Source organism: Streptomyces daliensis, from assembly GCF_054782395.1.
The window spans coordinates 1-17628 of sequence record NZ_BAAGSO010000010.1 but is presented as its reverse complement, the minus strand read 5'-3'; the positions used below and the strand labels follow the sequence as shown (position 1 = coordinate 17628).

The 17628-nt window shown below is 72.5% G+C and carries 19 protein-coding genes; 6 read left to right on the top strand and 13 right to left on the bottom strand.

Annotated elements, in window-relative coordinates; translation table 11 throughout:
- Positions 1-17: 17 nt before the first annotated feature.
- The 5 genes from ACYVOO_RS03055 to ACYVOO_RS03035 all read right to left on the bottom strand — a co-directional run bounded on the left by ACYVOO_RS03055 (position 18) and on the right by ACYVOO_RS03035 (position 5597).
- Positions 18-989, bottom strand: a complete 972-nt coding sequence (locus tag ACYVOO_RS03055; protein WP_461014095.1) for a sterol desaturase family protein — start codon at positions 987-989, stop codon at positions 18-20.
- 77 nt (positions 990-1066) lie between these two features.
- On the bottom strand, positions 1067-2392 hold the full coding sequence (locus ACYVOO_RS03050) for an amidohydrolase family protein (RefSeq protein WP_461014094.1): 1326 nt from the start codon (positions 2390-2392) through the stop codon (positions 1067-1069).
- Positions 2389-3792: an amidohydrolase family protein gene (locus ACYVOO_RS03045; RefSeq protein ID WP_461014093.1), complete on the bottom strand. Its 1404-nt coding sequence runs from the start codon at positions 3790-3792 to the stop codon at positions 2389-2391. The genes ACYVOO_RS03050 and ACYVOO_RS03045 overlap by 4 nt, the downstream gene beginning before the upstream one ends.
- A 54-nt stretch (positions 3793-3846) precedes the next feature.
- A complete protein-coding gene (locus ACYVOO_RS03040; RefSeq protein ID WP_461014092.1) occupies positions 3847-4731 on the bottom strand; it encodes an SDR family NAD(P)-dependent oxidoreductase in 885 nt (294 codons plus the stop codon).
- Positions 4731-5597: an acetoacetate decarboxylase family protein gene (locus ACYVOO_RS03035; protein WP_461014091.1), complete on the bottom strand. Its 867-nt coding sequence runs from the start codon at positions 5595-5597 to the stop codon at positions 4731-4733. The genes ACYVOO_RS03040 and ACYVOO_RS03035 overlap by 1 nt, the downstream gene beginning before the upstream one ends.
- A gap of 176 nt (positions 5598-5773) precedes the next feature.
- On the opposite strand from ACYVOO_RS03035, the gene ACYVOO_RS03030 reads away from it, so the two are divergent.
- From ACYVOO_RS03030 to ACYVOO_RS03015, 4 genes are all read left to right on the top strand, one after another.
- On the top strand, positions 5774-6502 hold the full coding sequence (locus ACYVOO_RS03030) for a TetR/AcrR family transcriptional regulator (protein WP_461014090.1): 729 nt from the start codon (positions 5774-5776) through the stop codon (positions 6500-6502).
- Positions 6503-6572: 70 nt separating this feature from the next.
- Positions 6573-7637, top strand: a complete 1065-nt coding sequence (locus tag ACYVOO_RS03025; RefSeq protein WP_461014089.1) for a DEDDh family exonuclease — start codon at positions 6573-6575, stop codon at positions 7635-7637.
- Positions 7638-7661: 24 nt separating this feature from the next.
- Positions 7662-8582, top strand: a complete 921-nt coding sequence (locus tag ACYVOO_RS03020) for an SURF1 family cytochrome oxidase biogenesis protein (protein ID WP_461014088.1) — start codon at positions 7662-7664, stop codon at positions 8580-8582.
- Positions 8583-8631: 49 nt separating this feature from the next.
- A complete protein-coding gene (locus ACYVOO_RS03015; protein ID WP_461014087.1) occupies positions 8632-9393 on the top strand; it encodes an SDR family oxidoreductase in 762 nt (253 codons plus the stop codon).
- Positions 9394-9554: 161 nt separating this feature from the next.
- On the opposite strand, the gene amaP is transcribed toward ACYVOO_RS03015, so the two are convergent.
- From amaP to ACYVOO_RS02990, 5 genes are all read right to left on the bottom strand, one after another.
- Positions 9555-10151, bottom strand: a complete 597-nt coding sequence (amaP, locus tag ACYVOO_RS03010) for an alkaline shock response membrane anchor protein AmaP (protein WP_461014086.1) — start codon at positions 10149-10151, stop codon at positions 9555-9557.
- Between the two features lie 58 nt (positions 10152-10209).
- Complete coding sequence (locus ACYVOO_RS03005; protein ID WP_461014085.1) at positions 10210-10932, bottom strand: DUF6286 domain-containing protein; 723 nt, start codon at positions 10930-10932, stop codon at positions 10210-10212.
- Entirely contained in the window at positions 10929-11330 is a 402-nt protein-coding gene (locus ACYVOO_RS03000; protein ID WP_461014084.1) for an Asp23/Gls24 family envelope stress response protein, read from the bottom strand. Before ACYVOO_RS03000 ends, ACYVOO_RS03005 begins: the two co-directional genes overlap by 4 nt.
- Positions 11331-11463: 133 nt before the next feature.
- Entirely contained in the window at positions 11464-11652 is a 189-nt protein-coding gene (locus ACYVOO_RS02995; RefSeq protein WP_461014083.1) for a hypothetical protein, read from the bottom strand.
- A 90-nt stretch (positions 11653-11742) separates the two neighbouring features.
- The gene (locus tag ACYVOO_RS02990) at positions 11743-12273 is read right to left on the bottom strand and encodes an Asp23/Gls24 family envelope stress response protein (protein ID WP_461014082.1); all 531 of its coding nucleotides are present in this window, start codon (positions 12271-12273) and stop codon (positions 11743-11745) included.
- A gap of 189 nt (positions 12274-12462) precedes the next feature.
- Between ACYVOO_RS02990 and ACYVOO_RS02985 the strand changes: the two genes are divergently transcribed.
- Positions 12463-13302, top strand: coding sequence for a hypothetical protein (locus tag ACYVOO_RS02985; protein ID WP_461014081.1), 840 nt, complete (start codon positions 12463-12465; stop codon positions 13300-13302).
- 60 nt (positions 13303-13362) lie between these two features.
- On the opposite strand, the gene ACYVOO_RS02980 is transcribed toward ACYVOO_RS02985, so the two are convergent.
- The 3 genes from ACYVOO_RS02980 to ACYVOO_RS02970 all read right to left on the bottom strand — a co-directional run bounded on the left by ACYVOO_RS02980 (position 13363) and on the right by ACYVOO_RS02970 (position 16524).
- Positions 13363-14142, bottom strand: a complete 780-nt coding sequence (locus tag ACYVOO_RS02980) for an enoyl-CoA hydratase/isomerase family protein (RefSeq protein ID WP_453349053.1) — start codon at positions 14140-14142, stop codon at positions 13363-13365.
- Positions 14143-14241: 99 nt separating this feature from the next.
- A complete protein-coding gene (locus ACYVOO_RS02975; protein WP_016907245.1) occupies positions 14242-14463 on the bottom strand; it encodes a helix-turn-helix domain-containing protein in 222 nt (73 codons plus the stop codon).
- A 462-nt stretch (positions 14464-14925) separates the two neighbouring features.
- The gene (locus ACYVOO_RS02970) at positions 14926-16524 is read right to left on the bottom strand and encodes an ABC-F family ATP-binding cassette domain-containing protein (protein WP_461014080.1); all 1599 of its coding nucleotides are present in this window, start codon (positions 16522-16524) and stop codon (positions 14926-14928) included.
- 388 nt (positions 16525-16912) lie between these two features.
- Between ACYVOO_RS02970 and ACYVOO_RS02965 the strand changes: the two genes are divergently transcribed.
- A complete protein-coding gene (locus ACYVOO_RS02965; RefSeq protein WP_461014121.1) occupies positions 16913-17326 on the top strand; it encodes a VOC family protein in 414 nt (137 codons plus the stop codon).
- Positions 17327-17628 lie beyond the last annotated feature (302 nt).

The window sequence follows — 17628 nt, the reverse complement described above, 5'->3', positions numbered from 1 at the left end:
CGGTCACGGGGTGAACGTCACGAAGTGACCTGCTGGGCCGGGGGCTGCGGCGGTGACGCCGTGGCCCCCGGGCCGGTTCCGGGGCCGGGCCGCGCGAGCGGTCCGGCCCCTTCCGCTGCCGGGGTCCCCTCCGCCGACGGAGCTCCCTGCGCCGTCGCGACGGGCTGCCAGCCGGGGCCGCGGAAGACGCGGCCGGCGCGCTCCCGCCAGTCGCGCGCCGCGCGCAGGTCCCTGCCGATCGCGGCGTACTCGTGGGTGGCCACCCGCAGCGGGTTGTGGGTCGCGATGTTCTTGGTGAGCCCGAACACGCACGGCTGCGTCTCGGGCACGAAGGAGCCGAAGAGCCGGTCCCAGACGATGAGGATGCCGCCGAAGTTGCGGTCCAGGTAGCTGCCCTGCGAGGCGTGGTGCACGCGGTGGTGCGACGGGGTGTTGAAGACGAACTCGAACGGCCGCGGCAGCTTCCCTATGCGCTCGGTGTGGATCCAGAACTGGTAGACGAGGTTCGCCGACGAGCAGAACGCGAGCGCGGCGGGGTGGACGCCCAGGGCGATCACCGGGACGTAGAAGGGCCACACGGTCCAGGACGTCCAGGGCTGGCGCAGCGCGGTCGTCAGGTTGAACTTCCTGCTGGAGTGGTGCACCACATGGCAGGCCCACAGGATGCGGATCACGTGGTGACCGCGGTGCGACCAGTAGTAGAAGAAGTCCTGGGCGAGCAGCATCAGCGGCAGCGTCCACCAGAGGACGGGGACGCGCAGCGGGGTCAGTTCGTAGACGGCCGCGTAGATCGCGACGACCGGTATCTTCCACAGCGCGTCGAAGACCAGGCTGCCGAGCCCCATGGCGAGGCTCGTCGCGGCGTCCTTGGTCTCGTAACCGGCGGAGTCCTCGTCCGGGTGGAGGCGGTAACTGACCATCTCCAGGACCGTGAGCAGCACGAAGGCGGGGATCGACCAGAGCACGACGTCGGGCAGGTTGGACGGCATGTCAGCAAGGTAGAGCGCTCCGTGCCGCGCGGGCTAGGGGTTGTTACCCACAAGTATTCGACGTCCGTTCGACGCGCCTACCAGACCCGGACCCGGCCGCCCGGTACGAACGCCGGGCTCGTCGCGTCCTCCGGGACCCGCTCCAGCGGCTCGGCGATCTCGGCGACCGTCGGGCCCACCCGTGCCGCGATCCGGTCGAGGCGGTCGAGGTCGAAGCCGTAGACGCGGGCCGCGTTGCCGCCCGCCATGGCGGCGACCTCCTCGCGCGGCAGGCCCGCGTAGGCGATGCGCAGGCCCTCGCGGGAGTAGGGCGGGGTGCCCTCGTCGTGGGGGTAGTCGCTGCCCCACATGATCTTGTCGATGCCGATCCGCTCCCGCAGCGGCACCTCGTGCGGGCGCATGAAGCTGGCGCCCACGTAGCAGTTCTCGCGCCACACCTCGCTCGGGCCCCTGCCCATCGAGGCGGCCAGCCCGGCGCCGAACTTCGACTCGGCGGTGGACGCTTCGGCCGTGGACGATTCGGCGGTGCCGGAGGCCGCGTCGTCCCCAGGGGTGGGATGCGCGCTCCGGGACGCGGCGGCGACCAGGCGCGCGTGGTAGTAGTCGAGCATCTCCAGGACGCCCGGTATCCAGCCCGAGCCCTGCTCTGTCAGCACCAGCCGCAGCCCGGGATGGCGGTGGAAGGCGCCGCCGAAGACGAGGTGCCACAGCGCCCGGTGCGAGAACCAGGTGGTCTCCACCATGAACACGGCGCGGGCTGCGGGCTCCTCGCCCAGCGGCGGCGAAGCGGAACCGCCGTGGTGGTTGACGGGCACGTCCAGCTCGTCGCACACCGCCCACAGCGGGTCGTACACCCGCGAGTACAGCTCGGGCAGGCCCGAGCCCGGCGGCGTCCCCGGCAGCAGGACGCCGCCCGTCAGCCCCGCCTCCTTCGCCCACCTGACCTCGCGCACCGCCTCGTCCACGTCGTGCAGGAGGATCTGCGCGACGCCCGCCCTGCGCCCGGGGGCCTCGGCGCAGAAGTCGGCGAGCCAGCGGTTGTGGGCGCGCAGCCCCGCCCAGCGCCGCGCGAACTCCTCTTGGGTGGGCGCGGGCGCCATCAGGGAGGCGCTGGGGAAGAAGGGCGGGATCGTGTTCGGGAAGACGACCTCCGCGACGATGCCGTCCCGCTCCTGCTCGGCCAGGCGCCGCGCCGAGTTCCAGTTGCGGTCGGCGGTGTCGGCGAGCAGGTCCTCGTACGGGTTGACGTAGTGCTCGGCCCAGACGTCGAAGTCGTCGTGGTACGCCTTCTCCAGGTACGGGCGGTAGTCCAGGAGGTCGGCGCCCGCGTGGCAGTCGGCGGAGATGACGGTGTAGCAGTCCGTGTCCCCTCGCTGTTCCGTTTGCTGTTCCGTCGCGCTCACGAGCCCGCCTCCTCCGCCCTGTGGGGCGCGGTCGGCACGTGGGCGGCCGGTCCAGGACCCGTTCCGACGTACGGGAAGTCGTGCCCCGTCAGCCAGTGGCGGCCGACCTCGCGCGCGCCGCGCCAGGACTCCTCGACGGCTGCCCGGCCCTCGGGGTCCTCGGGCTGTCCCAGCTCGGCCGGAGTGGGCCCGATGCGCGCTGCCAGCGGTGCCAGCGCCGCCGTGTCGAACCCGAAGACCTCGGCCGCCGCACCGCCCAGCATCCGCCGGGTCTCGGCCACGGGAATGTCGTGAAAGGTGTCGCGCAGCCAGGTGCGGGTGGCGGGCCAGGTGCCCTCGGGGTGCGGGAAATCGCTGCCCCAGAGGATGTTGTCGACGCCGATCTCGTAGCGCTGCGCCAGCTCGCGCCGCTTGGTGTTGGTGGCGCAGACGAAGACCTGCCGGTCCAGGTACTCGTGCGGCGGACGCTTCAGCTCCGCGAAGGGCGACAGCTTCTTGCCTCCGTGTGCGCCCAGATAGAGCCGGTCCATGAACCACAGCAGGTTCGGCAGCCACCAGCACCCCGACTCGGCCACCCCGAAGCGCAGCCCCGGATGCCGCTCGAACGCACCGGACCACAGGAGGAACCACAGGGGGCGCGCGGGCCACCAGGTCACCTCGCTGACGTAGATGCCCAGGTGGTCCCCGTACTCGTGGCGCGGTGCCGCCCCCGAGTGGGTGACCACGGGCATCCGGGTCTCGGCCGCCGCCGCCCATACGGGGTCGTAACGGCGATCGTGGTAGGGCGCCCTGTCCACCCACATCGACGGGATCATCAGCGCCCCGAGCCCCGACTCCTTCGCCCTGTGGATCTCCGCGACGACCTCCTCCACCGCGCCGGTGACGGGCAGCAGGGCGACGCCGCAGTGCCGTTCGGGGTGCTGGGCGCAGAAGTCCGCGAGCCAGCGGTTGTGCGCCTTCGCGCCCGCCATGCCCAGTGCGGGGTCCTGGTCGCCTGAGAGGCCCAGGCCCACGCCGAAGGGCGCGGCCGTGCGGCTGTCCACGGCGTCGGCGTCCGGGAAGACCACCTCGGCGGCCACTCCGTCACCGTCGAGTTCCTTGACGCGCTGCGCCGCGTCCCAGCCGCCGCGCAGCCCCTCCTCGTTCTCCTCGAACCACTTGCGGGCGAAGCCCTCGTTACGGATGCCCAGCCGTGTCGACTCCTCGATACGGGCGTCACGCTGCCCCAGGAAGTCGTCGAACTCCCGGTGGAACCTGGCTTCCAGATACGGCCTGTACTCCTCGGTCGGCAGCCCGGCGTGGCAGTCGGAGGAGACGATCAGATACGGGTTCCGGTCCCGGTTCCGGTCCAGGTCCGGGTACGGGTCGCCTGACCCGGACGGGTTCTGCCGTGCGGTCATCGCACACTCACAATCCCTCGGTCGGTCTTCGGCAGGCAGTCCCGGACAGGCCCGTCAGTCCAGAATGAAGCTCTCCAGGTACGACGGGTCGGCGCGGTCCAGCATCGACTGCGACCTGGCCCTGATCTGCCGGTCGCTGTGCTCGCTCTCGGGGAGCATCCAGAAGCGGTCCTCGGCGATGCCCCGTACGACGAAGTCCGCCACCTCCTCCACCGGGGTGAAGGTCACCTCGTGCCCGGCCTCGCGCATGGCCGACTCCCACTGGTCCAGGGAGCGGTACGGCGTCCTGCGGGCGCGTGACTTGGCGTAGCGCGCGGGGCGGTTGCGGTGCGACTCCCACAGGCCCGTGCGCAGCATGTGGGGTCCGGGGAAGAGCACCGAGCAGCCGACGGCCGCGTCCTCGGCCCGCAGATGCGCGTACAGGGACTCCGTCATGGTGACCACGGCCGCCTTGGTCACCGCGTAGACGGAGGCCGTCGGCAGGGGCGCGATGCCGCCGTCGCCCGAGGACGTGTTGACGATGTGCCCCGGCTCCCCCGACTCCAGCATGTGCGGTACAAAGCTGCGCACCCCGTGGAAGACGCCCCACACGTTGACCGCAAACGCCCAGCGCCAGTCGTTGAGGTCGTGCTCCCACATGCGGCCCTCGGCGCCCGAGCCGACGCCCGCGTTGTTGCAGAGCACGTGCACGGGGCCGAAGGCGGAGCGCGCTGCCTCGGCCAGCGCGTCGACCTCGGCCTGTTCGCTCACGTCGACGGTGTGGGCCAGCACGGTGGCGCCTTCGGCCCGCAGCCCGGCCGCGGCCTTCTCCAGGGCGCCCTCCTCCACGTCGGCGAGGACCACCCGCAGCCCCTCGGCCGCGAAGCGCCGCGCCATCGCGAGCCCGACTCCGCTCGCGGCGCCCGTGACGACGGCCGTCTGCCCCTCGCGCAGCTCCATCAGCGCTTCCCTTCCGCGATGTCGGCCGGGGCCGCACCCGCGTCCGGGGCCGCTTCCGTTTCCGCTTCCGCTTCCGGTGGGCCGTCGTGCACCTGGGCCGCGTCGTCGTAGCGCTGGTGCACGTACGGGAGCAGCGCACGCGCGCTCACCCGCTCGACGACCCGGCCGCTCTGGTCGGAGGTCTTCTCGCCGAGGGTGACGCTCAGCAGCCGCCGCACGGGCAGGTCGGCCACCGGGTCGTACGCCGACTCGCGCAGCGTCACCTCGCCGCCCTCGACCGCCTCCAGCGCGCGCACCCGTTCCTCGCGCAGGCAGTGCACGAGGACGGGCTCGCCGTCGAAGCCCGCGCCGTCCACGCCGGGCAGGAACTTGAAGTAGAAGTCCACCTTCCGCGCCGGTTCCGGCAGCGGCAGCGAGGCGCCGACCGTGCCCGTGACCTCGACGAAGGTGACGCCGTGCCGGGCCATTCCGGCGCGCAGCGCACCCGTGTCCCGGTCCCGCTCCACGGTGACCTCGCCGAGTTTCTTCGGCTCCCCGAAGACCTCGCGCCCGCCGATCAGCGCCCGCTCGTGGGTCATCGGCATGACGAGCGGGTACCAGCCGTCCACCCCGCCGTGGTGCGCGGCGACGGAGAAGGAGCCCGCGCCGAGCGGGTATCCGGGGAGGGCGACCTGGCTGATGGTGACCCGTACGAGTGGTTCGCCCGTCGGCTTGAGCGGCGGCGGCAGCACGGCGGCGACCACATCCGGATCCGTCTCCCACAGCGCCACCACACCCGTCGACCAGATGTCGGGGAGCTTCGCGCGCGCCTCCCGCGCCCGCCTGATCTCGTCCTCGCCGCGCGGGCCGTACCGTACGCGCGTCATCGCGTACCACCCTTCGTCGGTGTCGGTGGAGCGGTGGAGCCCCGGTCCGCCGGAGGAGCCGCGGTCGTCGTTCCCGGTCCTCCGCGCTCTTTCCGGCGCCCTGCCTGTAACACAGTTACAACGGCTCGCTCGAAGGGTAAAGACACGCGCACGGTCCGGCTGAGAATGAGGGCACCATGCCGACGCCCCCCTCCCCTCGCCGCCCCGCTCCGGGGCAGCCCCGCGCCACGCTCACCCGCGAGGCCGTGCTCGACGCCGCCGCCTCGCTGGTGCGGCAGCACGGTCCCCAGGGGCTGACCATGCGCAAGCTCGCCGCCGAGCTGGGCACCGCCGTCACCTCGATCTACTGGCACGTGGGCAACCGCGAGTCCCTCCTGGACGCGCTCGTCGAGCGCACCGTGCGGGAGCTGGACGAGATCCGGGCGCGCGGCGCCACCCCGCGCGCCCGCGTCCTCTCCCTCGCCCGCACGCTCCGGCGCGAACTCCTCGCGCGCCCGCACCTCGTCGCGATGGTCCACGAACGCGGCCTGACGGAGCGGATGTTCCTGAGCGCCCAGCAGGCGCTGCTCCACGAGGTCCACGCGGCGGGCCTGCGCGGGGCCCGCGCCGCCGAGGCGGTGCGGGCCGTGCAGTTCACGGTCATCGGGCATGTGCTGGTGGAGCGCAACCGCGAACGCGCCCCCGTACAGCGTCCGGGCGAACCGGACTTGTGGGACACGCGGACCGCCGAGGACGACCGGGCCCTCGCACGGGCGCTGGCGCGGGCACCGGACGCGGAGCGGGTCTTCACCACGTCGCTGCGTGCGCTCGTCAACGGCCTGCTGCCGCCCGGCACCGACGGTTCCGCAGGTTCGCCGGACCGTTCTTCGGGCGGCACCTCCGACGGCCCTTCCGACGGTCCGTGAACGGCGGAAGAACCCGCTCCTCCCGCCGCGCTTCGAGCGCTGTCAGTCCGGCCCCGTATTCTCTGGGACCATGCTCGAAGACCAGACGGCACTCCCGGAAGAGACAGCCGGGACACCACAACTGCCCGCGCAGTCAACCGCGCCCGACGCCCAATGGCCGTCCGCCTATCCGGACGGCTATGCGGTGGTGGACGTCGAGACCACGGGCCTCGCGCGAGACGATCGGATCGTCTCCGCCGCCGTCTATCGTCTGGACGCCCAGGGCAACGTCGAGGACCACTGGTATTCGCCGGTGAACCCCCAGCGCGACCCCGGGCCCACCTGGATCCACGGTCTCACCGCGAGCATGCTCGCGGACGCGCCTCTCTTCCCGGACATCGCCGATGATTTCGCCGCCCGCCTGGAGGGCCGCGTCCTCGTCGCGCACAACGCCATCTTCGACTGGTCCATGATCGCCAGGGAGTACGCACGGGCCGAGCGCACCGCGCCCGTGCGCCAGCGGCTGTGCACCATCGCGCTCTCCAAGGAGCTGTCGCTCCCCCTCCCCAACCACAAGCTGGAGACGCTCGCCGCGCACTACGGCGTGGTCCAGCAGCGCGCGCACCACGCGCTGGACGACGCCCGCGTGCTGGCCGAGGCGTTCCGGCCGAGCCTCCACCTGGCGGCGCGCCAGCAGGTCAGGCTCCCGCTGCTCGCCTGCCAGCCGCTCTCCGAGTGGACGGACTCGGTGGTGAAGGGCAGCCAAGGAAACGGCGGCGGCAACGGAACGGGCGGCGGCTACGGCTATCGCGGCGCCCGCCCGTACTCCAGCACCTGGCGCGCCTCGCGCAAGCGCCCCGCCTGCCCCTATCCGAACCCCGGGCGCTATGAACCGGGCGGCCCCCTCGTCCAGGGCATGCGGGTGGCCATCTCGGGTGACACCTCCGTGGACAGGGAGCTGCTGGAGGACCGCGCGATCGAGGCCGGGCTCCACATCGCCACCAGCGTCTCCCGGCTCACGAGCCTGCTGGTCACCAACGATCCGGACTCCCCCACGTCCAAGGTCAGCAAGGCCCGCTCGTTCGGCACCCCCGTCATCGACGAGGCCGCTTTCAGCCAGCTCCTCCAGGACGTGGCCCCCGCGCCGGGGAGCTGACGGGGGGCGGGTACCGTCAAAGGCGTGTACCGCTTCCTGTTGTCCCGGCAGTGGGTGATCCTCACCCTCCTCGGCCTCGTTCTCATCCCCGCGATGATCAAGCTGGGCTTCTGGCAGTTGCACCGCCACGAGGACAAGGTCGCCCACAACGAGCTGATCTCGTCCAGCCTCGCGTCCCCCGCGGTGCCGTTCTCGAAGCTCACCGGGGTGGGACGCGGTCCCGCCGAGGACGACCAGTTCCGTACGGTCACGGCGACCGGCACGTACGACACACGGCACGAGGTCGTCGTCCGCCACCGCACGGCGGCCGACGAGCAGACCATCGGCTATTTCATCGTCACCCCGCTGGTCCAGAAGGACGGCAGGGCCGTCCTGGTCAACCGTGGCTGGATCGAGGCCGACCGCGATCTCACGAGCTTCCCCAAGGTGCCCGACGCGCCGAAGGGCGAGGTGACCGTCACAGGCCGGATCATGGCCGACGAGACCAGCGAGGCCAGCGGCATCAAGGACACCAAGGGGCTGCCGCCGCGCCAGGTCATGCTGATCAACAGCAAGCAGCAGGCGAAGTCCCTCGGCAAGCCCGTGCTGGGCGGGTACCTCCAGCTCACGAAGACGTCCCCGGCGTCGGCCCTCCCGAAGGGCAAGCAGCCGGAACAGATCCCCGAGCCCGACCACAGCGGCATCGGGCCGCACATGGCGTACGCGGTCCAGTGGTGGCTGTTCGCCGCAGCGGTACCGGTCGGCTGGGTCGTCCTCGTCCGCCGCGAGCGCCGCGACCGCCTCGCGGCGAAGACCTCGCCCGAGGATTCCGGTTCCGACGGCGGTAGCGGTCCGCCCGACGAGGCTCCGGCGGATGCGGAGGCGGAGGCTCCGGCTGCCGCCGCCTCGGACGACGACAACGCCTCCGGCACGCACGACGCACCCCTGGCGCGGGGCGGGCGCTGAGCTGAGGGGTACCCGCGCGGGCGCGCGGGGCGAGAGGCAGACTGTGGCCATGGATCTTGGCCTGAAAGACCGTGTCTACGTCATCACAGGCGCCACCCGCGGCCTCGGCTTCGCCACCGCGGAGCGCCTTGTCACCGACGGCGCCAAAGTGATCGTCTCAGGGCGTACGGAGGAAGCCGCCTCCGCCGCCGCTGCCCGTCTCGGCGAGGACTCCGCGGCGGGCGTCGCGGCGGACAACGCCGACCCGGACGCCGCGGCCCGCCTCATCGAGGCGGCCCGCTCCCGCTTCGGCCGCTTCGACGGCGTCCTCATCAGCGTCGGCGGCCCGCCCGCGGGCATCCCCTCCGACGCGCTCACCGACGAACAGTGGCAGTCCGCCTTCGAGACGGTCTTCCTGGGCGCGGTGCGCATCGCCCGCACCGCCTCGGGCGAGCTGGGCGAGGGCGGCGTCATCGGCTTCATCCTGTCGGGGTCGGTCCATGAGCCGATCCCCGGGCTCACCCTCTCCAACGGCCTGCGCCCCGGCCTCGCGGGCTACGCGAAGACCCTCGCGACCGAGCTGGGCCCGCGCGGCATCCGCGTCTTCGGGCTGCTGCCAGGGCGCATCGGCACCGAGCGGCTCCAGTACCTGGACTCGCTCTCCGGCGACGGCGAGGCCACCCGCCGCCACAACGAGAGCGGCATCCCGCTGCGGCGGTACGGCGAGCCGGAGGAGTTCGGCCGTACGGCCGCGTTCGCGCTGTCGCCCGCCGCCTCCTACCTCACGGGCTTCATGCTCCCCGTGGACGGCGGCTCCTCGCACGGCTTCTGAGCTTCTGGGCCTCTGAGCCTCTGGGCCTCCGCACTTCCGACGACCGGACGACGGTGTGGCCGTCGCACCCCGCGTCGCGTCCCGGACGGGGCACGACGCGAGGTGCGGCGGGCCACGGCGCGACGCCGCCCGCGAGGGTTCTCGCCCACGGCGCGCACCCGTCAACTGACCCGTTCGGCCCGGTGCCGCGCACACCGCAGCCGCACCTCGGCGGGCAGCCGCTCCAGCCCGGCCGAGGCCCGCGCGTGCTCCAGCGCCTCCGCGCCCAGTTGCCGTACCGCCGCGCCCGGCTCCGCGTGCGGCTCCAGCAGCAGCCCCACCCGCGCGCCCGGCTGCGAGCGCCGCCCCGTCAGGGCGACCCGTGCCCGGCCGACGCCCTTCAGCGACTCGGCCTCGGCCGCCAGCACATCCTCCAGCGCGCGCCCGCGCAGCAGCGCGCCCGCGCCGTCGCCGCTGTCGACCAGGACCTCGCCGAGCCTGCGCCGCCGCAACTGCGCCAGCAGCCACCACAGCAGCAGGACGGCCAGGACGGCGAGCACGGCGAGCACGACCGGCCACCACCAGCCCTCGGCGCGCCACTTCGTACGGTCGCCGTCGGAGAGCGCCACATCGTCCGGGTCCTGCCACGGCCAGGCCGAGGGCAGGTCCAGGCCCCAGCGGCTCGCCAGGTCGAGGCCGCCCAGCAGCAGGGCGAGCCCCAGTGCCAGCAGCAGCACTCCGACCAGGCCCAGCAGCACGCGGTTCACAGCACGCAGCATCCCGCTCACCTCACCCTCGGCTTCGGCTTCCGCTTCGGCACGGGAACGCCCGCGCCGCTCACCGCTTCTTCCCCGGCCGTCGTACGCGCACGGACAGGCCCAGCCTGCGGGCGAGGCCGAGCTGGCGGATGCCGTCGTCGAGCGCGTCGTCGAGGTCGGTGCGCACCTCGTCCAGGTCCCTGAAGTGCGACTGCGCCCGCGCCTTCACCTTGCGCCGCTTCACCTTGACCTGCACGGACTGGACGCCCGACACCTCCATCGCGCGGTCCCGCAGTACCAGTGCCGCCGCCTTGCGCTCCAGGCCGGCGCGTACGTGGGGAACGTCCCGGCGCATCGGCAGCAGCTTGCGCCGTCCGGGCGTGAGCGCGAGCAGCAGCAGCCACAGCCCCAGCACCGCGGCCACCGCCGCGCCCACGGTCAGCGCGGTGTCGTCCAGCCGCCTGCTCGCCAGCTCGTCCGCGAGGGTGCGGCGCCAGGCCATGCCGGGCCGCCCGGCCCGTACGGAGGCGACGTCGTACAGCAGCACCCCCGTCCCCGCGAGCAGCAGCAGCGCGACGATCGCCGCGGGGACGCGGCGCGCCGACCAGAAGCGGGCAGCCCTGCCGCCGATGCCCTTGGTTCCCTCGCCGGGTTCGTACGCGGCGGCCGAAGCCGACTGCTCCAGATCGCCGCCGTCCCCGCCCTCTCCGCCGTATCCGCCGCGTCCGCCGTCGCGCGCGTGCGCGGCGTGTCCGGGGCCCTTCTCCAGTGTCGGCATCCGCTGTGTGCTCTCGTCACTCACCGGACCCTCCCGAGGGTCTCGCCGTCGAGATGCGGGGAGTGGAGCCGCTCGACCTCCACGGCCACGTCCGGCACCTCCATCCCGACCAGTTCCCGTACCCGCGAAGCGACTTGTCGACGCACGGCGCTGCACTGGGCACCGATGTCGGAGGGGTAGCCCAGCTCGACCGACACCTTCACGCGTGCGCTCGACTCGCGGACGTCCACCGTCGCGCGCGGCGCCGAGCGCTTCCCGCGCGGCAGCTTGCGCGCGTCGGGCCCCGTGCGCAGGGCCTCGTGCGCGGCGCGCCCGGCGACCTTCGCGACCACGCGGTCTGCGATCGTCGTCTCGCCCCGTTCCGCGACGGAGTCGCCGCCGCCGTCCACGCCCTGGCCCTCGGCCACCACGTCCGCCCTCATGCTCGCGCCGGACGCCGCTCCCGACCCCGGCCCCGACTCCGACTCCGATCTCTTCACCGGGCCCGGTCTCTTGCCGTCACCCGGGTCCGAACCGTCCGCCGGTCCCGTCACCGCTCGCGCTCCGGACACCGGCTCACCTGCGTCGGCCGTCGTCGCGCCTGCGGAAGAACTCGCCTGGCTCCAGGTCCCCGTCGAGGAACCTGCCCGCCACGAAGCCGATGGCGCCCAGCGCCGCCACCAGCAGAAAGGCCCCGAATCCGCCGAAGAATCCGGCGAAGCCCAGCGCCATACCGGCAATCATGCCGACCACGGCCATGCTCATCGTGCGCTCCTTCGCTCAGTGCCCGTGCGGCGCCCGGGCCGTGCCCTCGCGGTGCCCCTGCGGTCCGCCACCGCACGGGCACCGTGAGAACTACCGCAGTCGCGGCTTCTCCGGCTCGTCGCTGTCGCCTTCGTCCTCATCGTCATCGCCGTCGGGGAGCTTGACGTCGCTGACCGCGATGTTGACCTCCACGACCTCCAGCCCCGTCATCCGCTCGACCGCGCTGATCACGTTGCCGCGGACGGTGCGGGCCAGTTCCTGGACGGATACCCCGTACTCGACGACGATCTCCAGGTCGAGCGCCGTCTGGACCTCACCGACCTCGGCCTTCACCCCGCGCGTCACCGATCTGCCGCCGGGTACCCGGTCCCTGACCGCACCGAACGTGCGGGCCAGACCGCCGCCCATCGCGTGCACTCCGGTGACATCACGGGCCGCGAGCCCGGCGATCTTCTCGACGACGCCGTCCGCGATGACCGTACGGCCCCGCTCCGTCCGTCCGGCGCCGTCCCCGTGGGAACGGCGGGCCCCCGGACCGGGCCCCGAACCCGGTCCGGGCCCTGGTCCCGGCTCCTGCGACGCGCCGGCGCTCGCACGCTCGCGGGACGCGGTGTCGGACATCGCCTTCACACCCTTCCGAGGAATCCGGGAAACAGAGCGGCCTGCCGCTCCGCGATTCACACTAAGCGTGTCCACGCGATCGCGCCTCGTGCACGGATACCGAACGGGTGATCCGCGCTTCCCCGGCGCCCACGCGGGAACTGGAAGCCGGAGCCGGAAGCCGAAGAAGAGACGGAAGGGGTGAGCGCCGTGGGCACTGACCGGCTGGCGCAGGCCGTACGGCATCAACTCGGCATCGGGCGGCTGCTGCCACTCGGCGGGGCGGCCGACGGCGCATGGCTGACGGAACGGGCGGCACGGGCCGCGCTCCGCTCCGTCACGACGCCCGCGTACGCGCACGCGCACACGCACACGCTGTCAGGGGTACGGATCGATGCGCTCCGGATCTCCCTGGCGGACCCCGGCGACACCGCTCCCCCGGCCGTCCCCGCGCCGCCGTCAGCGCTGCCGCCCGGCCCCCTCCGCGTCGAGACGGAGTGCGCCGTTCCCGTCGGCGAGCCGCTTCCGGTGGTGACGGAGCGGCTGCGCGCGGCGCTGTTCGCCGTCGCGGAGGGGCAGTTGGGGCTGCGCCTGGCCGCGGTGGACATCCGGGTGACGGACCTCCTGGACCCGTGGGACGGAAACGCACGGCGTACGGCGGACGGGAACGCCGGGACCGGGACCGGCCCCGCGACGGATGCGGAAGGGGAAACGGAAGCGAGAACGGAAGCGGCGCCGGGCGGGGGAACAGAGGGGACGGTACGGGCGGTGGCCGACGCCGTCGCCGCCGTACCCGGAGTCGCACGGCTCGCCCCGGTCCTGGGCCGCCCCTTCCCCCGTTCGGGTGACGGCTCGGGGGACGGCCCCGCTCACGCCGTCCAGATCACCGGGCGGGAGGGGCGCCACGTCCAGGTGGAACTGGCCGTCGCGGCGGGCCACCGGGCGCTGGACGTCGCCCGCGCGGCCCGCGCGGCGGTGGCCACGGTGCCGGAGGTGACCGTCGCGATCCTGGTCACCGCCGTCGACGGCTTCCCGGAGCACGAGGACTGAGCGTGGTGGCGGGCGGGGGCCCGCCACCACGTACGGCCCACCGCGTACGCGACGCGCGCGTCAGTCAGAGAGCCCCGCGAGGTCGCGGAGGCGACGGCCCTGAGCGGCACGCTCGGCGGCCCGCTGCTCCTCGTACGTACGGGAGACGGCCCCCGTCAGCAGGGCCTTGGTCTCGATGACCGCGTCGCGCGGGGCGGCGAGGAGGGCGGCGGTCAGGTCGGAGACGGCGCCGTCGAGCTGCTCGCCGGGGACGACGAGGTTGGCCAGGCCCGTGCGCTCGGCCTCGTCCGCGCGCACGAAGCGGCCCGTGGCGCAGATCTCCAGCGCACGCGCGTATCCGACGAGGCCGACCAGGGGGTGGGTGCCCGTCAGATCCGGGACCAGGCCGAGGCTGGTCTCCTTCATGGCGAACTGGACATCTTCAGCGCACACCCGCAGGTCACAGGCGAGCGCGAGCTGGAAGCCCGCGCCGATGGCGTGCCCCTGCACGGCGGCGATGGTGATCACGTCGGAACGCCGCCACCAGGTGAACGCCTCCTGGTACTCGGCGATGATCGCGTCCAGCTCGGCCTCGGGCCCGCGTGCCATGTCCAGGAACGACGGCTCGCCGTCGAAGCCTTCGGGCGTGAACGCCTGCCTGTCCAGCCCCGCGGAGAAGGACTTGCCCTCACCGCGCAGGACGACGACGCGTACGTCACCGGGCAGGACGCGTCCCGCCTCGGTCAGTGCCCGCCACAGGGCGGGCGACTGCGCGTTGCGCTTGTCCGGGTTGGCGAGCGTGACCGTGGCCACGGCGCCTTCCACGGTCAGCCGTACGCCGTCCTTGTCGAGCAGGGTCATCGCGCATCCTCCGGTGGTTACTCCGTAGTTAAGTTAACTGAAGAGTAACCACCGGGATCGGATACGTGGAAGCCCTGCCGGAACATGGGGCAGCACCCGTCAGGACGAGGCGGACTTCTTTCCGCGGGTCGCTCCGCCGCGACCACGGAGGGTCACGCCGGATTCGCTGAGCATCCGGTGGACGAACCCGTACGAACGACCCGTCTCTTCGGCCAGCGCCCGGATGCTCGCACCGGAGTCGTACTTCTTCTTGAGGTCTGCCGCGAGCTTCTCGCGCGCGGCGCCGGTCACCCGGCTGCCCTTCTTCAGAGTCTCGGCCACCCGTGCCTCCTCATGGGAAGTGCGCTCTGTGACTCTCATGATCACCCCTCCTCCCACTTCTGGCCACCCATTCGGCAAGGTCCGTCGAACTGCCTCGCCCGTGGACGGGTGACCCGATTCGGCCGGAACGACTGATTCCGCTGAGCTGTGAGTGGCCTCGCGCGACGGTGCTTCCGCGAAGGGGCAGGTCAGCGCGGCGTACCCGGCTCACGCCCGCGTCGCGGACGGCGCATCCCGCAGTCGCGCACGCCCGGCGCGGAGGCACGCCGAGGTACGAGCCACCCTCACTCAGATGAAGGATCACGCGTCGGCCGAATGATCCAGAAGAGATTGATCAAGCTCTGACACGGGCGTCCGCGAACGGGCGCGGCACGGGAAAGGGCCCGGCGCGCGACGGCGGCCGGGCCCTTGCGGGAAGCGGGTGGAGGCGGTCAGAAGTGGGTGAGAGCGGGCGGGGGACGCCTACGCGAGGGCGACCAGATCCGCGTACTCGTCGCCCCACAGGTCCTCGACACCGTCGGGCAGGAGGATGATCCGCTCCGGCTCCAGCGCCTCCACGGCGCCCTCGTCGTGCGTGACGAGCACGACCGCGCCGGTGTAGGTGTGCAGCGCGCCGAGGATCTCCTCGCGGCTGGCGGGGTCGAGGTTGTTCGTGGGCTCGTCGAGGAGCAGCACGTTGGCCGAGGAGACGACGAGGGTGGCCAGCGCCAGCCGCGTCTTCTCGCCGCCCGAGAGCACCCCGGCCGGCTTGTCCACGTCGTCACCGGAGAAGAGGAAGGAGCCCAGCGTCTTGCGGATCGCGACGAGGTCCATGTCGGGCGCGGACGAGCGCATGTTCTCCAGCACCGTGCGGTCCGGGTCCAGCGTCTCGTGCTCCTGCGCGTAGTACCCGAGCTTGAGGCCGTGACCAGGGACGACCTTGCCCGTGTCCGGCTCCTCGATGCCGCCGAGCAGCCGCAGCAGGGTGGTCTTGCCCGCGCCGTTGAGGCCCAGGATGACGACCCGCGAGCCCTTGTCGATGGCGAGATCGACGCCCGTGAAGATCTCCAGCGAGCCGTACGACTTCGACAGGTCCTCGGCCATGAGCGGCGTCTTGCCGCAGGGCGCGGGCTCCGGGAAGCGCAGCTTGGCGACCTTGTCGTCCTGGCGCTGCGCCTCCAGCCCCGAGAGCAGCTTCTCCGCGCGCCGGGCCATGTTCTTGGCCGCGACGGCCTTGGTCGCCTTGGCGCCCATCTTGGCAGCCTGCGAGGAGAGCGCCGCCGCCTTCTTCTCGGCGTTGGCCCGCTCGCGCTTGCGGCGCTTCTCGTCGTCGGCGCGCTGGGTCTGGTACTGCTTCCAGCCCATGTTGTAGGTGTCGATGGCCGCGCGGTTGGCGTCGAGATAGAAGACCTTGTTGACGACGGTCTCGATGAGCGCCACGTCGTGGGAGATCACGATCAGGCCGCCGCGGTAGGTCTTGAGGAAGTCCCTGAGCCAGACGATGGAGTCCGCGTCCAGGTGGTTCGTCGGCTCGTCGAGGAGCAGGGTGTCCGCGTCCGAGAAGAGGATGCGGGCCAGCTCGACCCGGCGCCGCTGACCGCCGGAAAGGGTGTGCAGGGGCTGGCCGAGCACGCGGTCGGGCAGTCCGAGGCTGGCCGCGATGGTGGCGGCCTCGGCCTCCGCCGCGTAGCCGCCCTTGGTCAGGAACTCGGTCTCCAGGCGCTCGTACCGCTTCAGCGCCTTCTCGCGGGTGGCCCCCTGGCCGGACGCGATGCGGTTCTCGTTCTCGCGCATCTTGCGGATGACGGAATCGAGCCCGCGCGCTGACAGGACGCGGTCGCGTGCCAGGACGTCGAGATCGCCCGTGCGCGGGTCCTGCGGGAGATAGCCGACCTCGCCGCTGCTCGTGATGGTGCCGGCGGTGGGCACGGCCTCGCCCGCGAGGCACTTGGTGAGGGTGGTCTTGCCCGCGCCGTTGCGGCCGATGAGGCCGATGCGGTCGCCCCGCGCGATGCGGAAGGTGGCGGACTCGATGAGGACGCGGGCTCCGGCGCGCAGCTCAAGACCGGTGGCGGTGATCACGAAGGCTCCAAGGCAGGGATGACGGACGTACGGACGACCGAGGACTGGGTGTCGGGCGACGGTGGACGTACGACCGCTAATGCACGAGGAGGCAAGACATGCCACCAGTCTAACGGCGGGCCGCAACCGGATTTCCCGCAGGCGGTCCCCCGCGCCTTCCCGCGCACCTCCCAGGGCGGAGCCCGGCACAGCCCGGCACGGCTCTGCCCTGGTCCCGGCCGTCGAGGGAACGAATGAGCCGTCGCGTGTTATTCCGCCCATAATCGAGATACCGGGACCGGGCCCCCGGAACGCCGGGCCGGGGCTCCCGCGCCGCTCAGCGGCGGTACGGGCGGGATTGTCAGTGGCCGCTGCGAGACTGCTAGCAGGTTCTGACGAGCGGAAGAAGGTGATCGGCATGGCAGGCGGACCGACGATCTGCCCCACGCTGCTGTACGAGGACGCGCAGGCCGCCATCGCGCAGCTGAAGGACGCCTTCGGCTTCACCGTCGCCGGGGTGTACGAGGCGGAGGACGGCGCCGTGCTCCACGCCGAACTCACGCACGGCGGCGGCACGGTGATGCTGGGCAGCAAGGGCGGGGAGGGCGCCTTCGTCCAGGCGATGAAGGGCGCGGGCCCCGTGGGTGTCTATGTGGCCGTCGAGGACGTGGACGCGCACTGCGCGCGGGCGCGGCAGGCGGGCGCGGAGATCCTGACGGAGCCCGCGGACCAGGACTACGGTGCGCGGGACTACATGGCGCGTGACCGCGAGGGCAACGTGTGGAGCTTCGGCACCTACATACCGGGCCAGGCCGACGCCTGATCCCGCGCAGCGCCTGACCCCGTACCGCCGGTGGCCGGTGCGCGGCTAGGGCGTGTTGCGGAAGTAGCGCCGTCCGCCCGGAGGGCGGGGCCCGCGGGGTCTGGTGCGTGCGATCGCAAGGCGGAGGGTCGCCCTCGTACCGGGCGTACTCGGGTGATCCCGACAACGCAGCGAGCGTGCGTGCCAGGCCCCGCGGGCCAGGCGGGACTTCCGCAACATGCCCTAGTCTTCTGAGTCGGGAATTCTGTTCAGATATGAGCTGAGGCGTTCGAGGATCTCGTCGGCGGTCTTGGTCCAGATGT

Excerpts from the sequence above, each read along its gene's own strand:
- ACYVOO_RS03040 (WP_461014092.1), bottom strand. The coding sequence starts at position 4,731 with ATGGAGCTGCGCGAGGGGCAGACGGCCGTCGTCACGGGCGCCGCGAGC.
- ACYVOO_RS02980 (WP_453349053.1), bottom strand. The coding sequence starts at position 14,142 with ATGACCCTGCTCGACAAGGACGGCGTACGGCTGACCGTGGAAGGCGCC.
- amaP (WP_461014086.1), bottom strand. The coding sequence starts at position 10,151 with ATGCTGCGTGCTGTGAACCGCGTGCTGCTGGGCCTGGTCGGAGTGCTG.
- ACYVOO_RS02995 (WP_461014083.1), bottom strand. The coding sequence starts at position 11,652 with ATGAGCATGGCCGTGGTCGGCATGATTGCCGGTATGGCGCTGGGCTTC.
- ACYVOO_RS03035 (WP_461014091.1), bottom strand. The coding sequence starts at position 5,597 with ATGACGCGCGTACGGTACGGCCCGCGCGGCGAGGACGAGATCAGGCGG.
- ACYVOO_RS03055 (WP_461014095.1), bottom strand. The coding sequence starts at position 989 with ATGCCGTCCAACCTGCCCGACGTCGTGCTCTGGTCGATCCCCGCCTTC.
- ACYVOO_RS03025 (WP_461014089.1), top strand. The coding sequence starts at position 6,573 with ATGCTCGAAGACCAGACGGCACTCCCGGAAGAGACAGCCGGGACACCA.
- ACYVOO_RS03000 (WP_461014084.1), bottom strand. The coding sequence starts at position 11,330 with ATGAGGGCGGACGTGGTGGCCGAGGGCCAGGGCGTGGACGGCGGCGGC.
- ACYVOO_RS02990 (WP_461014082.1), bottom strand. The coding sequence starts at position 12,273 with ATGTCCGACACCGCGTCCCGCGAGCGTGCGAGCGCCGGCGCGTCGCAG.
- ACYVOO_RS03045 (WP_461014093.1), bottom strand. The coding sequence starts at position 3,792 with ATGACCGCACGGCAGAACCCGTCCGGGTCAGGCGACCCGTACCCGGAC.
- ACYVOO_RS03015 (WP_461014087.1), top strand. The coding sequence starts at position 8,632 with ATGGATCTTGGCCTGAAAGACCGTGTCTACGTCATCACAGGCGCCACC.
- ACYVOO_RS03030 (WP_461014090.1), top strand. The coding sequence starts at position 5,774 with ATGCCGACGCCCCCCTCCCCTCGCCGCCCCGCTCCGGGGCAGCCCCGC.